Origin of the sequence: Methylocystis sp. JAN1 (assembly GCF_052186135.1) — a bacterium.
Classification (GTDB): domain Bacteria; phylum Pseudomonadota; class Alphaproteobacteria; order Rhizobiales; family Beijerinckiaceae; genus Methylocystis.
The window spans coordinates 2,147,166-2,162,195 of sequence record NZ_CP181499.1 but is presented as its reverse complement, the minus strand read 5'-3'; the positions used below and the strand labels follow the sequence as shown (position 1 = coordinate 2,162,195).

At 65.7% G+C, this 15,030-nt stretch carries 16 protein-coding genes; 8 read left to right on the top strand and 8 right to left on the bottom strand.

All coding sequences use genetic code 11. The features are described 5' to 3' along the window. Window positions 1–16: 16 nt before the first annotated feature. Complete coding sequence (locus ACNHKD_RS10220) at window positions 17–613, bottom strand: GNAT family N-acetyltransferase (protein WP_442753381.1); 597 nt, start codon at window positions 611–613, stop codon at window positions 17–19. Between the two features lie 97 nt (window positions 614–710). Between ACNHKD_RS10220 and ACNHKD_RS10215 the strand changes: the two genes are divergently transcribed. Continuing rightward, window positions 711–1,208 carry a GNAT family N-acetyltransferase gene (locus ACNHKD_RS10215; RefSeq protein ID WP_442753380.1) on the top strand — a complete coding sequence of 166 codons (498 nt, stop codon included), beginning with the start codon at window positions 711–713 and terminating at the stop codon, window positions 1,206–1,208. Continuing rightward, the gene (gene zapE, locus ACNHKD_RS10210) at window positions 1,205–2,356 is read left to right on the top strand and encodes a cell division protein ZapE (RefSeq protein ID WP_442753379.1); all 1,152 of its coding nucleotides are present in this window, start codon (window positions 1,205–1,207) and stop codon (window positions 2,354–2,356) included. The genes ACNHKD_RS10215 and zapE overlap by 4 nt, the downstream gene beginning before the upstream one ends. 174 nt (window positions 2,357–2,530) lie before the next feature. Here the strand turns inward: zapE and ACNHKD_RS10205 are convergent, their stop codons facing one another. Beyond that, on the bottom strand, window positions 2,531–2,839 hold the full coding sequence (locus ACNHKD_RS10205; RefSeq protein WP_442753378.1) for a hypothetical protein: 309 nt from the start codon (window positions 2,837–2,839) through the stop codon (window positions 2,531–2,533). 96 nt (window positions 2,840–2,935) lie between these two features. On the opposite strand from ACNHKD_RS10205, the gene ACNHKD_RS10200 reads away from it, so the two are divergent. After that, window positions 2,936–3,292, top strand: coding sequence for a YkgJ family cysteine cluster protein (locus ACNHKD_RS10200; protein ID WP_442753377.1), 357 nt, complete (start codon window positions 2,936–2,938; stop codon window positions 3,290–3,292). A gap of 100 nt (window positions 3,293–3,392) precedes the next feature. On the opposite strand, the gene ACNHKD_RS10195 is transcribed toward ACNHKD_RS10200, so the two are convergent. The 3 genes from ACNHKD_RS10195 to surE all read right to left on the bottom strand — a co-directional run bounded on the left by ACNHKD_RS10195 (window position 3,393) and on the right by surE (window position 6,631). Beyond that, window positions 3,393–5,045 (bottom strand): peptidoglycan DD-metalloendopeptidase family protein, encoded by a 1,653-nt coding sequence (locus tag ACNHKD_RS10195; RefSeq protein ID WP_442753376.1) that lies wholly within the window; start codon window positions 5,043–5,045, stop codon window positions 3,393–3,395. A gap of 126 nt (window positions 5,046–5,171) precedes the next feature. After that, window positions 5,172–5,849: a protein-L-isoaspartate O-methyltransferase family protein gene (locus ACNHKD_RS10190; RefSeq protein WP_442753375.1), complete on the bottom strand. Its 678-nt coding sequence runs from the start codon at window positions 5,847–5,849 to the stop codon at window positions 5,172–5,174. Next, on the bottom strand, window positions 5,846–6,631 hold the full coding sequence (surE, locus tag ACNHKD_RS10185; RefSeq protein ID WP_442753374.1) for a 5'/3'-nucleotidase SurE: 786 nt from the start codon (window positions 6,629–6,631) through the stop codon (window positions 5,846–5,848). Before surE ends, ACNHKD_RS10190 begins: the two co-directional genes overlap by 4 nt. 139 nt (window positions 6,632–6,770) lie before the next feature. Here surE and ACNHKD_RS10180 point away from each other — a divergent pair, with 139 nt between their 5' ends. Next, window positions 6,771–7,196, top strand: coding sequence for a hypothetical protein (locus ACNHKD_RS10180; protein WP_442753373.1), 426 nt, complete (start codon window positions 6,771–6,773; stop codon window positions 7,194–7,196). 217 nt (window positions 7,197–7,413) lie between these two features. Here the strand turns inward: ACNHKD_RS10180 and ACNHKD_RS10175 are convergent, their stop codons facing one another. After that, window positions 7,414–8,118: a metallophosphoesterase family protein gene (locus ACNHKD_RS10175; RefSeq protein WP_442753372.1), complete on the bottom strand. Its 705-nt coding sequence runs from the start codon at window positions 8,116–8,118 to the stop codon at window positions 7,414–7,416. Between the two features lie 283 nt (window positions 8,119–8,401). Between ACNHKD_RS10175 and ACNHKD_RS10170 the strand changes: the two genes are divergently transcribed. From ACNHKD_RS10170 to ACNHKD_RS10160, 3 genes are all read left to right on the top strand, one after another. Further along, window positions 8,402–10,039 (top strand): multiheme c-type cytochrome, encoded by a 1,638-nt coding sequence (locus ACNHKD_RS10170; RefSeq protein ID WP_442753371.1) that lies wholly within the window; start codon window positions 8,402–8,404, stop codon window positions 10,037–10,039. Window positions 10,040–10,141: 102 nt separating this feature from the next. Beyond that, entirely contained in the window at window positions 10,142–11,095 is a 954-nt protein-coding gene (gene haoB, locus ACNHKD_RS10165) for a hydroxylamine oxidation protein HaoB (RefSeq protein WP_442753370.1), read from the top strand. A gap of 59 nt (window positions 11,096–11,154) precedes the next feature. Continuing rightward, window positions 11,155–11,409, top strand: a complete 255-nt coding sequence (locus ACNHKD_RS10160) for a hypothetical protein (RefSeq protein ID WP_442753369.1) — start codon at window positions 11,155–11,157, stop codon at window positions 11,407–11,409. On the opposite strand, the gene pdxR is transcribed toward ACNHKD_RS10160, so the two are convergent. Then, window positions 11,406–12,935 (bottom strand): MocR-like pyridoxine biosynthesis transcription factor PdxR, encoded by a 1,530-nt coding sequence (pdxR, locus tag ACNHKD_RS10155; protein WP_442753368.1) that lies wholly within the window; start codon window positions 12,933–12,935, stop codon window positions 11,406–11,408. The two genes, ACNHKD_RS10160 and pdxR, sit on opposite strands and share 4 nt — an antisense overlap. Before the next feature lie 271 nt (window positions 12,936–13,206). On the opposite strand from pdxR, the gene ACNHKD_RS10150 reads away from it, so the two are divergent. Beyond that, window positions 13,207–13,419, top strand: coding sequence for a hypothetical protein (locus ACNHKD_RS10150; protein WP_442753367.1), 213 nt, complete (start codon window positions 13,207–13,209; stop codon window positions 13,417–13,419). Window positions 13,420–13,925: 506 nt separating this feature from the next. On the opposite strand, the gene ACNHKD_RS10145 is transcribed toward ACNHKD_RS10150, so the two are convergent. Further along, window positions 13,926–15,029 (bottom strand): alpha/beta hydrolase, encoded by a 1,104-nt coding sequence (locus ACNHKD_RS10145; protein ID WP_442753366.1) that lies wholly within the window; start codon window positions 15,027–15,029, stop codon window positions 13,926–13,928. Between the last annotated feature and the right edge of the window lies 1 nt (window position 15,030).

The following is a 15,030-nucleotide window of genomic DNA, read 5'->3' as shown; positions in this document are numbered from 1 at the left end:
AACCCGCCCCCTCTAGCTAGGCGGAGGCGCCGTCTTTCGAGGTGGGCGCGCCCCGCCCCTTGGTCAAGCCTCCGGCCGCGATCCGCCGCAAATCGCGCCATCCATAGGCCATGTCGGGCAGGACCATTCCGTAAATTTCCCATTCGCCGGCAACGCCCGTCGGTTCCGCCCCATGCGCCTCGTAGAAAGCCCGCGCATGGGCGGCCTCGCGGAAGACCCAGACGGCGGCGGCGTCGCAACCGCCTTCGAGGAGATGCGCGGCCATGGCCGCGAGCAGCCGGCGCCCCACCCCGCGCCGCTGAACCCTGCGTAGCAGATAAAGCGACGTAATCTCGCCGGAAAAGCCGAGCGGCAGGAGCTTCTCCGAGCGCTGACGGCGGCAGAGCCCGAAGCCAGCCAGCCCGTCTTCGTCCTCCGCCAGAAATGTCGCGGCCGCCGGATCTTCGTCGGAAAGATCGGCTCGCCATCTCTGCGCCCATTCGGCGGGGTCGAGCGCGGCGAGGGTCTTTGCGGGCATCATCCCCGCATAGGTCTCCCGCCAGGAGGCCATATGGACGTCGGCGATCGCGCCCGCGTCCCCCATGCCCGCCCGACGCAGCGCGAACTCGGTCATGACGCAGTTTCGCAGGCGTCGTCCCGACGCGCAACTTTTGCCCGCGTCAGCCGGTTTTGCCTAGAGCGCCGCGCGTGTTATGGGCTCGGCCGGGCTCATGATCGACCTTGTCATCCAATTCTCACCCATGACGGCGGCGGACGAAGCGCAGATCGAGAAACTCGACGCGCGCGCCTTCGGCCCCGGCCGCTATGCGCGCACGGCCTATCGCCTGCGCGAGGGCGTCGCGCCCGATCTGTCGCTTTCCTTCGTGGCGCGGGTCGGCACGCTTCTCGTGGGCGCCAATCGGATGACGGGCATTCTCGTCGGCGCCGCGCCCGCCTTGCTCCTCGGCCCGCTCACGGTCGAGACCGCCTTCCGGTCTCAGGGCGTAGGCGAGAAGCTCATGAAGCATTCGCTCGACGCCGCGCGCGAGGCCGGGCACGGCGTCGTGCTGCTCGTGGGCGATCACGACTATTATTCGCGGGTCGGCTTCTCCCGCGTGCCGCGCGGCAAGATCACCATGCCCGGGCCGGTGGACCCGGACCGCCTGCTCTATTGCGAATTGCGACCCGGCGCCTTCGAGGCCATGAGCGGCCAGATGCGGCGCGCATGACGATGAAGCGGCCGCTCCTTGAACGCTACGACACGCTCGTCGTCGAACGCGATCTGCGCCCCGACGCCTATCAGCGGGAAGCGGTGAAGAAACTGCAGGCGCTCGTCGATCTGCTCGCCAAGGGACAGGCGCCCGCGGCGCCGCTCCCCAAAGTGCTTCGCGCCTTCTTCTGGCAGGAGCAGCGGCCGCGCGGCCTCTATCTCTGGGGTCCCGTGGGGCGCGGCAAGACCATGCTGATGAACCTATTCTTCGACATGGCGCCGGTCGAGAAGAAGCGCCGCGCGCATTTCCACGGCTTCATGGCCGATGTGCACGATCGCCTGCACCGCTTGCGGCGCGAGGCCGTTGGCGGCCTCGTCGATCCCGTGACGCGCGTCGCGCAGGAGATCGCGTCGGAGACGCGCCTGCTGTGCTTCGACGAATTCTCTGTGACCGACATCGCCGACGCGATGATCCTGGCGCGTCTCTTCGCGACTCTCTTCGCAGAGAACGTCCTCGTCGTCGCGACATCCAATGTCGAGCCGTCGAAGCTTTATGACGGAGGCCGCAATCGCGATCTCTTTCTGCCCTTCATCGCGCTGCTGCAGGAGCGCATGGACGTGATGCGGCTCGCCGCGCCCATGGACTATCGGGCGCAGCAGGATTGCGCAGGCGGAGTCTTCTTCGCGCCCGCCGACGCGCCCGCCCGCGCCGCGATGGATGCGCTGTTCCTCTCGCTCACCGGCGGTGCGCATGGCGCGCCCGTTACGATCGACGTGAAGCAGCGCGCCATCTTCATCCCGCAGGCCGCCGGCCGCGTGGCGCGCATGGGCTTCGCAGAGATTTGCGGACAGCCGCATTCGGCGGCGGACTATCTCGCCATCGCCGAGCGCTTCGACGCAGTGATGCTCGAAGACGTGCCCGTTCTGGCGCCCGAACAGCGCAACGAGGCGCGCCGCCTCATCATGCTGGTCGACGTCCTGTATGAGGCGCATGCCCTGCTGGCGCTCTCGGCCGCAGCCGAGCCGGAATATATCTACGACGCGCCGCACGGGGCCGAGGCGCGGGAATACCGGCGCACGGTCTCCCGCCTCGCCGAGATGAGGTCGCGCGCCTATCTGGAGGCCTGCGTCTGCGAGCTCGGACCGGGCGCCTTCAGGCGCGCATAAAGTCGGACCGCGCGCCTTCAGGCGCGCACAAAACGAGCAGCGCGGACCGCGCGCCTTCAGGCGCGCACAAAACGAGCAGCGCGGACCGCGCGCCTTCAGGCGCGCACAAGGCGCACAAAGCGAGCCTGAAGGCGCGCGGTCCCAGCTCACCCGAAGGCGCGCGGTCCATGGCGCTCAGGGCTTTGGAGTCTCCGGTTGCGACATGCACTCCCTGATGTCGCTCGCCTTCTTCATCTGCTCAAAGGTGTCGTTACAGTAGCGGATCAGATCGGCCCGCTTCGTCGGATCGCCGGAGACGGCCCGCATGCCCATGGCGGCGTCCAGCAACTCCTTCTGGGCCGCGTGAACCTGCTTGGGCTTCAATTGCTCCGAGCATGCCTCGTAGCGGTGCAGCAACGCGTCGCATTCCGGAATGCCGGTCGGATCGACCGCGAGCGCGGGCGTGGCGGCCAACGCGAACAGGCAGGCAAGTCGGTATTTCACGGGCTTTGGTCCCTCTGGATCGGTTTTGGAGGCTCGATATAGCGCATTTTGAAGCGCGGCGCCGCCCCCCTGGAATGGACCTGAGCAGGGACTGACATGGCGGCGGAAAGCGCGCTAAATCGCCGCTTCTGCGTATCGCATGGCGACATGACCTCGACCAATCCCTGCCTGACATGCGGCGCCTGCTGCGCCGCTTTTCGCGTGTCCTTCTACTGGGCCGAGGCGGCGGAGCGCGGCCTGCCGGACGCGCTCTACGAGGCGCTCACGCCGGTCATCGCCAATATGAGGGGGACCAATTGCGCGACGCCCCGTTGCGCCGCGCTCGTCGGCGACGTTGGAGGGGAAACGCGTTGCTCCGCATATGAAAGCCGGCCGTCGCCCTGCCGGGAAGCGCAGCCCGGCGACGATAAATGCGCCCGCGCCCGGAGTATTCACGGACTGACCGATCTATGAAAAGAAAAACCGGCGGCGGGCCTTTCCTGGGACCCGCCGCCTAGCTTTTCGCCGGCGTAAGTGTCTCGCGAACGCCGGAGAATTTCTTCCCCGCTTCGCCTTACAGGCCCGCGAGGTAATTCGTCGGATCGACCGGGGTCGAGCCCTTGCGCAGCTCGAAGTGAAGCTGCGGGGAGCCGACATTGCCGGACTGGCCGGACCTGGCGATCGTCTGGCCGCGCTTCACCGTGTCGCCGCGCTTGACGTCGAGCTCGCCATTATGGGCGTAGGCGGTGACGAAGCCGTTGGGATGACGGATCAGCACCAGATTGCCGTAACCCTTTAGTTCCCCGCCGGCGTAAGCCACGGTGCCGCCTTCGGCCGCCTTTACCGGCGTGCCTTCCGGCACGGCGATGTTGATGCCGTCATTGCCGCCGGACGAGAAGCCCTGAATGATGCGGCCGCGCGCGGGCCAGCGGAATTCGGGCTTGTCGCTGTCGACGGCGGCGACCTTGGTCGCCTCCTCGGCCGGCGGAATGGAAGCGGTCGGCGTGCTCTTGTCGACCTGACGCGCCGCCGGAGCGGCCTCCGCCTGGGCGACCTTTTGCTGCTTCTCCGCGGCGGCCGCCTGCTTTTCGGCAGTCGCGGCGGCGGCGTCCTCGCGCGCGGCTTCGGTCTTGGCGAGACGCTCGGCTTTCGCGGCCCTGGCGGCTTCCGCCTTGGCGAGACGCGCCTCTTCCGCCGACCTGGCGGCCTCGGCCCTGGCCTCGGCGGCCTTGGCGGCGTCGGCCTTCGACTTCGCGGCGTCCGCCTTGGCGAGCCTGGCCTTCTCGGCCGCGATCTTCGCTTCGGCGGCCTTGGCGTCGGCCTGCTGTTTCGCTTCGGCCTTCTTGGCCTCGGCGAGCTTCTTGGCTTCCGCAGCCCTGGATTCGGCGAGCTTCTTCGCCTCGGCGGCCTTCTGGGCGGCGGCCTTTTCGGCCTCCGCCTTGGCGAGACGCGCCTCCTCGACGGCCTTCTCCGCCTCGGCCTTCTTCTGACGCTTCAGCTCCTGCTCCTCGGCGGCGGCCTTGGCCTTCTTGGCCCTGGATTCGTCGTCGCGCGCCAGCTTCGCCGCGGCCTCGGCCTTGCGCTGCTCTTCCCGCGCCGCCCTGGCGGCGGCTTCCGCCTTGCGCTGCTCCTCGCGGGCGGCGGCGGCTGCGGCCTTTGGATCAGCCTTGGGCTCCGGCTTGGCTTCGGCGGCCTTCACCGGCGCGGCCGCGGCCGGAGCGGCGCCGGAATGGGCGACGCCGCCGGCGCGATAGACGGGGATGATCAGGCGCGAGCCAGGCTGAACCTGGGACGCGGAGGCGTAACCATTCGTGCGCAGCAGCGCGTCGGTCGGGACGCCGAAGCGCGTGGCGAGCACGCCCGCCGTCTCGCCGGCGCCGACAGTGACCGGCGTGCCGCCGTCAGCGGTCCAATGCGAGCCGCCGGGACCGGCGGGCGCCGGGGCGCTGGCCACAGGCGTTGGGGCGCGGGCGGCGGTCGGAGCCGGGAGCGGGCGGGACTCGACGCGGGCGGGCGCCGGATTGGCGATGGCCCCGGTCGGGGATCGATCAACTGCGCCATATTTCGCGATCTTCGGCGCGGAGCCCGAGCCGGAATTGAACGGATCTGCGAAAGGATCGGAGAAACGCGAGGCGTCTGAACAACCCGCCAAGAGGGCGGCCGCTCCTGCGGCCATCAAGAGCCGCACCGCGACCCGCGAATAAGCAATCTGACGCTCTATAGCCATGACGCGACCCACTCGCACGCACTATCAACACGTCCGTTCTATGCCCATGCGGGTTAAGGAGGCGTTTAAGATGAATCCTGGACGAACAGCGTCGCTAAAATCTTCATTATGTCGCAACGCCCCGATTTAAAGGGCTTTTGCGACCCCAATCACGGCCATTCCAAGGCTGTGCGGGCCCAGATCGGTTTCGCGCAGTTCGCCGCCCTCAATGCGATCAACCTTAATTAATCGTTGACGCGGGCGCGTTTCCCCCTCGTCGGATTCACGACGAACGTAAACCAGGGCGCCGCCGGGCGTGAGAATCTCGATAAGCGCCGCCGGCGGCGCGTCGAGCGCCGCTTGCACGATGATGCGGTCGAATTCGCCCAGCGCGGGGGCCGGCGCGAGGCCGTCGGCATGTCGCGCCGCGGCGTTGGCGGCGGGAAGCGCGGCGAGACGCCGCGCGGCCTCGATGGAGAGCGTTTCATAGCGCTCCAGCGTCACGACCTCGCGGGCGAGACGGGCGAGGATCGCGGCGCCGTAGCCGGAGCCGGTTCCGACCTCGAGCACCCGATGGCCGCGCCCGACGCGCAGCGCCTCGATGCGCCGGCCGAGATCCGCCGGGCGCGACATGGCCTGCCCGCAGCCGAGCGGCAGCGCCATGTTCCGATTGGCGAGATCGCGAAACTTGTAGGGCGTGAAAGCTTCGCGCGGCACGGCCTCGATCGCCCGCATCACCGAAATATCCCGTACGCCCGCCTGACGAACCGCGAGGAGCAGCGCGGCGCGTTCCTCGAAACCGGCTTTGGCGGCGGGTTCGCTCATGCGCGCTCCTTCGCGCTCTCCTCGAAGACGGCGGCGAGGCGGGTCACGGTCGGATGGTCGGTGAGATCAAGCTGAAGCGGCGTCACGGAGATTTTGCGCTCGTCGATCGCGAGCAGGTCCGTGCCCGGCCCCGGCGTGAAACTGCCGCGCTGGAACGAGATCCAGTGATAGGGATTGCCGCGACCGTCCGTGCGATCCTCGATTCGCATCAGGTCGTTGCTGCGTCGCCCCTGCAGAGTAACGGCGACGCCTTTGACCTCCTGCGGCGCGCAGGCCGGAAAGTTGACGTTCATCAGGACGTTGCGCGGAATGCCCGCGGCGAGGAGCTTGCGTGCGACGGCGACCCCGTGGGCCTCGGCGCACTCCCAATGGATCATGCGGCGACCGGCGAAGAAGTCGTAGCACTGCGACAGCGCGATCGCCCGAACGCCGAGGATCGTCGCCTCCATCGCGCCCGCGATGGTGCCGGAATAGGTGACGTCCTCCGCCAGGTTCTGTCCGCTGTTCACTCCGGAGATGACGAGGTCCGGCGGATGATCGAGGAGAAGCTTGCGCACCGCCATGATCACGCAATCCGTCGGCGTGCCCTTCACCGCGAAATGGCGCGGCGAGATTTCGCGCAGGCGAAGCGGGTCGTTCAGCGACAGGGAATGCGCGACGCCCGACTGCTCCCATTCGGGCGCGACGACGAAGACGTCGTCGGAGAGTTCGCGCGCAATCTTTTCGGCCACGGCGAGGCCCGGCGCGAGAATGCCGTCGTCATTGGTAACGAGAATGCGCATCAGGCAGATCTTGCCTCCGGCGGGAGGGGGCCGAACGTGAGCATGAGAGAAACCTCATGTTTTTGAACCGATTCGGCGGCAAGCGTCCACTCGCGCCCTACATGGAGCGCGTGGCTGGGCAACGCGTAGGGAGAGAGAAATGCGTTCGACACTTACGCCTCTGTTCGCTGTGGCGGCCTTGGCCGCCTCCGTTGGCGCGGCGGCCGCCGTGCCCGCCACCGTCTCGACGACCACGCCCCTTCACGCGCGTCCTGGCATGCGAAGCATGGTGGTCGCCATGATTCCCGCCGGCGCGCCCATCGACGCGCGCGCATGCCGGGCTTGGTGCCGGGTCAATTATGGCGGGGCCGTCGGCTTCGTCCAATCGCCCCTCGTCGTCGCGGCCGGCGGCGCGGCTCCGGCCTATTACGGCGCGGCCCCCGGTTACTCCGACGCAGGCCCGCTTGGCATTCTGACAGCCCCCTTCGACGCCGTTGGCGGCGCGGCGGGCGGTCTTTTCGGGGAGGACTACGGCTATCCCTACGGCGCCGCTCCCGCGGGCCAGCCGGTCGTGGCGGGCTATTGAGGACCGATCCGACGACCCTCCCATTTTACGGCTAAGGGGGTCACATATCTCCAGGAGGCCGTCATGGCCGGGCTCGTCCCGGCCATGATTGCGTTGGCGACTTTCAAAATGTGTGCATGCGGTAGCCCCTCGAGAGGACGGGTCGCCCGCACGGTCTTTAGCATGTTCTGCGGCCGCTCGCAGCGCCATCAAGGAGAAATCACGTTGCAAAAGTGATCTAGACGCCCTGGCCCGCCGTATCGATGAACCACCGCCTCTCCCCTTCCAGGACGACTGCCGTCAGTACGCCGCTTTTGAAGGCGTGAGTGTCGAGATTGATGCGGTTATCATGGTTTTGAACATGCGCGTGGGGCGTGTGACCGTGCACGATCACCTTCCCGAAATCGCCGGGATAATTCAGAAATTCGTAACGGATCCACATCATGTCCTGCGGGTCCTGCCGATCCAGCGGGACATGGGGCCGCACGCCGGCGTGGCAGAAGAAGTAATCCCCGTATTCGACCGATATTTCGGTCTCTTGTAGAAAGCGCCGATGCGCCTGCGGCAACCGCGCGAGAAAGGCCGCGTGGACCGCCGGCGCCCCGCCGGCCCGCATTTCCCTACCCGGATCGACGCCGTAGGAAACCAGAGTCATGAGCCCGCCAAAGGCGACGAACTGCTCGAGCATCGCGGGGTCGTCGAGATAGCGCAGCATCTCGTCCTCGTGATTTCCGCGCAGCGTGACGATCCGCGTCGGAAAATCGCGGCGCGCGAGACGGTCGATCACATAACGCGAGTCGCGCCCGCGATCGACATAATCCCCGAGAAAGACCGTGACCGCTTCATCGAATTCGCCGTCGCGCAGATCGGCCTCGATGCTTTTTGATAGCCGCGCCAGCAGATCGGCGCGACCATGAATGTCGCCGATCGCATAGATGCGCATTCCCTCCGGCGCCGCTGCATTCAAAATCGTTCGTCCTGTCATGGTCTAACCCGCAAACCTCATTTATCGTGCGCGAAGGCGGCGGCGAGCGGCGCACGCGCGAAAGAAAGCATGGCTGGCGCCATTCGCGCCGGAATCTGTGGTCCTTTCCACCGAATGCATCGCTCTCGACAATGCCGCCACAGGGGGAATCTTCCGCGCCGAGGGGAAAATGTTGAATTCTGGAGCGATCCTTCGCCGACGCCTAGGCGTCGGCCTTTTAGCGCTTGTTGGCGCAGTCGTAATGGCGCTTGCCCCCGCGCGGGCCGAGACGCCGGACGAAACCTACAAAGCGCTTGGCCTCGCCAAGACGGCCTCTCCCAAGGAGCTCTACGACGCGCTGGAGAAGCGCTACCACGACGAGACCCAAGGCGCAGGCAAGGGCTCGCTTTCGAAATATTGGGAACCGATCCCGATTTCGAAATACCTCAACCCTCATACCTTCTATAAACCGCCACAGACGGTGGATGCGGACGCGACGCGCCAGCAATGCGTGGAGTGCCATCAGCAGTCGACGCCGGGCTGGACGCATAGCTGGCAGAAGAGCGTTCACGGCAATCTGGACGAGATCCGCAAGCTGCCCGACAGCGACTCGCGCGCCTATAAGAAGGCGATGATCAAGGAGGTCGAAGCCAACCTCCAGTCCATGGGCAAGCTGAAGGCCGGCGAGAACTTGAAGGAAGTCGGCTGCATCGACTGCCATATGGGCGTCGGCCAGCAGCATGGCCAGCACAAGGCCGAGTTGAAGATGCCCGACGCCGCGGCCTGCGGTCAGTGCCACGTTCAGCAGTTCGCCGAGCGCGAGTCGGAGCGCGACACCTTCACCTGGCCGCAGGACCAGTGGAAGCCGGGTCATCCCTCGCATGCGCTGTCGATGAAGGCGAATGTCGAGAACGCGATCTGGGCGGCGATGGAGCAGCGCGAGGTCGCGGAAGGCTGCACCTTCTGCCACACGCCGCAGACGACCTGTAACTCCTGCCATACGCGGCACGAGTTCTCGGCCGTCGAGGCCCGCAAGCCGCAGGCCTGCGCGCAATGCCACAACGGCGTCGACCACAACGAGTTCGAAGGCTACATGCTCTCGAAGCACGGCACGGTCTATCAGGCGCGCGGCGATCAGTGGGACTGGAACGTCCGCCTCGCCGACGCGCTCGAAAAGGGCAATATGAAGGCCCCGACCTGCGCCTTCTGCCACATGGAATATGAGGGCAAGTTCACGCACAACATGGTGCGCAAGGCGCGCTGGGCCTTCGTGCCCATGCCCAAGATCGCCGAGAACCTCAACCATCCCTGGTTCACGGCGCGCAAGGAGTCCTGGGTCTCGACCTGCTCGAACTGCCACTCCGACAGCTTCGCGCGCGCTTATCTCGACGACATGGACAAAGGCATCGTCGCCGGTCTCGATATCACCGAAAAATCGCGCAGCGTGCTCGTGAAGCTCTTCAACGACAAGCTGCTGCCGGGCCAGAAGACCAACCGCCCCGCGCCGCCCGCGCCCGAGAAGGACGAGGCTGGCGGCTTCTTCCAGCTCTTCTGGCAGAAGGGCAATAATCCGAGCATGATCGAATATGTCTTCGCGGACATGTGGGAGCACCACCAGATCAAGCACTATAAGGCGCTCGCCCATATGAACCCCGGCGGCTACACCTATTCGGAAGGCTGGTCGCAGCTCATCGGCGCCGCCGCGAAGATCAATGACGAGGACACGAAGCTGCGCGAAGCGGCGGAGATCCGCGCCGAGCTCAAGCGCATCTCCGGCGAGAAGCGCGGCGATCTCGAGCTCGACTCGCCGATGCGCCGCAGCGTCGCCGCGGGACTGGGCCTGCTGGCGGTTCTGGTCGGCGGCGCGATGCTGATGAAGCGGGATCGGAAGAAGGCGTAACTCTAAAGCCTCGCGTCATTGCGAGGAGCGAATGCGACGAAGCGATCCAGAGGCGACGCCGCTCCTGGACTGCTTCGCTGCTCGCAATGACGGATGTCCGACATGAAAAAATTCATCGGCGCCGGCCTCGTCGCCGGCGGCCTCGCCCTCCTCGGCTGGGCGGGCTATTCGACGCTGAAGCCCGCGTCGCATTACGCGTTCGCGATTGCGCCCGTCTCCCAGGACGAAGCCAGGGAAGCGGCGAGCCTCGGCCTTGCCCCGGAGACCCTGCAACGCATCGAGATCAAGAGCCCTGAAGAGCGCCGCCCCATCGCGAGCGGCCTTGTCGCGCAGGACGGCGCACGCCTCGCGCCGCTCGTCTGGCGCAATGAGGTGACGGAGCCGATTCTGTTTTCGGACGTTTCGGCCGCCGACATGGCTAAAGTCCTCGCCGCCATTCGCGAGCATGTCCCCGAGGACGCCGTCATACTCGCCTGGTGGGATTTGTCGCGCGCCATTCGCGTCGCCGCGAAACGCAATGCGCCGCTCGACGATAGCGACGCCGCCGGCCTCCTGATCCCTTTATCCTGGACCGAAGCGCGCGAAACGGAGCGCGCCCGCTGGGGCGCCGGCGCGCCGGCCTCCTCGCATGAAAGCTTTGGCCAGTTTATCGACGCGCTGACGTCCGACGACGAGACACGCGGCGCCAACCTTCTGGCGAAGCTCGCCGGCGGCAAGGCCGCCTATGTCGCCGTCCATATATCCGACGTGTGGAAAGCCGCCGCCGCGCGGCCCGAGCGGCTTTCCATCGGCTACAAGGATTTTCCGGCCTCCGGGGTGTCGCATGGCGTCATCAAGTCGGCGACGCAGTGGATGCGCGACAACAAGATCGAGGGCGCATTCGCGGCGGAGCCGACCGGCGGCGCTTTGCGGCTGCATTACTTTACCCGCAAGAATGACAGCGGCGCGCTGATCGCGAAGCTCCTGCCCTTCTCGACCTCGAATCCCGCGCAGCTCGAGCGGCTGGAGCTCGTGTATCAGCACAAAGGCTGGTGGGTCTATCGACTGAAGGCGTAGTCGCGGAACAAGCGGACGCGACAACCGTTTCATGGGCTTTCTTGAAACGGAGCCACGCGATGAAGTTCCTGCTGGCGGCCTGCCTGGCCGGCATGACCGGCTCGGCGCTTGCGCAGACCGCCCCTCCCGAAGACAAAAGCGGCCCTGCACCGCCCGCCCGGCGCTGGGTCAAAAATGACGACGGCGTCTGGAGCCGCGCGGAGGGCGCCTATCACGCCGACTATGTTCGGCGCGGCTGCCGCGTCCAGGAAAATTGGGACGGCCGGCGATACACGGCCACCGTCGCCTGCGCCTATGGCGTGAAGCCGAATTAGGCCTTCAGCGCACCGGCAAGTCGCGCAATGCCGTCCTCAATCTCCTTCTCGGTCAACGCGACGAAGCCGAGCATCAGCAAGCGGTCGCCGCCGTCGTTCGGATCGAAACGCAACGCCGAGCCCGTGGCGAGCGAGCAGACGCCGACGCCCGCTGCGAGGCCCTTCGCCTCGACTTCCGCGGCCGGCGGAAAACCTTCTGGCAGCTTCCAGACGAGATGCATGCCCGCCTGCTCGCCATAGATCTCGCATTCCCCGAAATGTTTGTGCAACGCGTTTAGCAACGCGTCGCGACGCTCGCGATAGAGCTGCCGGATGCGGCGCAGGTGGCGGCCGAATTCGCCGCCCGCCATGAAGTCCGCCATCGCCGCCTGCTCCAGCCAGCTCTGGCCGTTGTTCATCAGCATCTTCATGCGGCGGAAGCTGTCGACGAGCCGTCGGGGCGCGACGACATAGCCGAGCCGCAGGCCTGGCCCCATGCATTTCGAGAACGTGCCGAGATAGATGACGCGCTCGTTGCGATCCAGGCCCTTGAGCGCAGTCAGCGGCGAGCCGACGAAACGGAAGTCGCTGTCATAATCGTCTTCCATGACATAGGCGTCGTATTGCGTCGCCCAGGACAGAAGCTCGATCCGCCGTTGCAGGCTCATCGTAACGCCGACCGGGTATTGGTGCGAAGGCGTCACGTAAGCGACCGCGCCGTTCACATGCGGAAGCTGCGTCACGTCGAGACCGTCTCGGTCGATCGGCACGGGATGCAACTTGGCGCCGAGGCTCTCCAGGACGAAGGCCGCGCCTTGATAGCAAGGCGATTCGACCACGGCCGTGGAGCCCGGCGTCACCAACAGGCGCCCGACGAGATTGAAGCCGTCCTGACAGCCGCCGACGATGATGATCTGGTCCGGGTCGCAGACGACGCCGCGCGCGGGCGCGAGATGTTTGGCGATGGCCTGCCGAAGCTCCAGCAGCCCGGCTGGATCGTTATAGCTGGTCAGCTTGGCCCCGGCCGATTTCAGCCGCGCCTTGATATGCTGCGACCATGCCTTGAGCGGAAAGGTGCGCGCGTCGGGACGGCCCACCCAGAAATCCGCCGCGAGGCGGCGCCGATCCGGATTCGCTAGACGATGCGTGCGCAATTCGCGCACGGCCAATCCGGTCGGCGACTCCTCCGGCGGACGCTGCGCGACCGGCGTTGCGCTCTCGGTCGAGGACAGAAAGGCCGTATCCGGCAGGTCCGGCGACACGAAAGTGCCGACATAGGGTTTGGTTCGAATATAGCCCTCGGCTATCAGACGCTCATAGGCAAGCACGGCCGTATTGCGCGACACGCCGAGCTGCGCGCTCAGTTCGCGCGTCGTCGGCAACGGATCGTCGCCGCGCAACTGGCCGTTGAGAATCATCGTCCGGATCTGATCGAAAATCTGCGTCTGCAGCGTCGATTTCTCAGATTCCTTTAGAATGATCGACAATTGCACATGGCCGCTCCGAACCACCGGAGTCGGACGACCGACAGAGACAATGCTCATCATTTCACGGTTTCCGCTCGGCCAACCTACGCGGTTGCCATATCCGACGATTAAAGCTCTCTTTTGCAACCGCATAGATCCACGGTTGGTCGCATCTCTGGCGCCACAAGTCTAAGTGGCTTCCATGGCGCCGCACGACCAGGGACGTGGGAGTAATTTGTCAAAAAACTTTTAACTGGCGCCATCATCAAGCACTAGTCTGGCGCTTTTCCGTAGACAGTTCTTGCGGAACTCTTATCGCGCAAAAAACGCAAAAGGGAACCGGGAGGAACCAATGTCGCTCTCCAATTCGAAAATCGTCCCGGCCGCCTTCTGGGTCGGCTTTCTGGCGCTGGGATTTGCGACCAGCCTCGGCGGGCCGGACAAGCATCGCGTGGAGCATATCGCGCGACCAGCGAAGATGCCGGTTGCAACGCAGTCGGTGATCGCCGAGACCGAGAAGCCGGCCGCGCTGAAGGTCGGGGTTCAAGGCCCAACGCAAGACTGAATGCGTTTTATACCTTTCCAAACCTGAACGCTGCGACTGTCTTGGAGTCTTCGATGAGCGCGCCCGTAGCCATCGTAACATTCCTCTTGATGGAGTTGATGAGCCTTCTCGCCCTCATGGCGGTTTCCGCCTTTGATGTCTGGATGTAGGGGGAAGGCTCGCCCGCCTTGTCAAACGGCGGGGCTCCGCCTATCTCTGCCAAAGGCGGCGGTCGAGGCGTCGCCTGAAGAAGCGGCCCGAGCGCGAATGTAGCGACGGGCCGTTTTGCCGAGATAGGTCTTGAAATGCCGGAAGGTCTACTGAAAATCATCGCTTATGGCGTGGTGATCTTTTTCCTTGGGGCGGTCTTTGTCGGGTGGGTTTACGGCTAAACCCCGCGAGCGCAGGCAAGCCGGAGTTTCCCGCAGCGGCGCGCGCGTCTGCCTATTCATCCCCCGAGCGCGCATCGCCGCCTCCACTTTGCGCCGCGGCCTGCGCTCCCATCGACGAAGCGGGCGGATTTCGGTCTATCTTCCAAGATGCGCGTCGAAAAAGCGCGCCATGTCGTTGAAGACCTCTCTCGCCTCGGGCATGCCCGGACCGGCATATTGCGCGTGGCTCATGCCCTCATAGACATTCAGGTCGGCCTCAACGCCCGCGCGGCGGAGCGCGCGATGCACGCGCACCGTGTTTGAAAGAAATAGATCGCGCGTTCCCGTCGTCAGGATCGTGGGCGGAAAATTCGCGAAATTGCCGTAGACAGGCGAGAGATAAGGGTTCTTGAGGTCGTGGCCGTTGGCGTAGAGCCGCGCCGCGCCGCCGAGCCAGCCGTCCCAGGTGACGAGCATGTTGTCGACATATTCATTGGTGAAATAGCTGTCGCCGATCTTGTCGAGATCGGACCAGGGCGTTCCTGCGCCGACGGCAGCCGGCAGCGGAAGACCGGCGTCCTTCGCCTTGAGGGCCATGGCGAGCGCCAGCCCGCCGCCGGCCGATGAACCGAAGACCGCCATATTTCTGGGGCTGATCGTCTGCGCGAGCGATTGCCAGACCGTCAGCGCGTCGTCGAGCGCGGCCGGGAACGGAAATTCCGGCGGGCTGCGATAATCGATGGAGATCACGCGATAGCCGCCGATGCCGGCCATCATGATAGCCTCGTTCGTCGCCGCCTCTCCCCCGCCGAAAACATAGCCGCCGCCATGCACATGGACGAGCATGCGGTTTGTGTTTTCAGGCCGCAGGTCGCGCGGCGTCACGAGATAGGCTTTGACGCCCGCGATGTTCGTCGGCTCCACCGTGACCTTCAACTGCTTGCGAAGGTCGGCGAGCGGCGCGGTCCATTCCGCCTCGAAGCGTTTGCTGAGCGCGCCCCATTCCTGCGGCGTCTTGGGCGGCGGCGAAAGCACCCCCGGCGGGTAGGGCATGCGGATGAATTCCTGCAATGGCTTGCTCACGTCCCCCGGGACGGGAATGACGCGCGGGGGAACATGACGCGGGCCGGGTTGCGCGTTGGCCGCCGCGGCCGCCGGCGCGTCGTGGGGCGGCGCCGGCGGCCGCGTCTTCGCCCATGTCCCGGAGAGAGAAGCGAGGAGCGCGCCGAAAGACAGAATGGTGAAGGGAAATCTGTTCAAT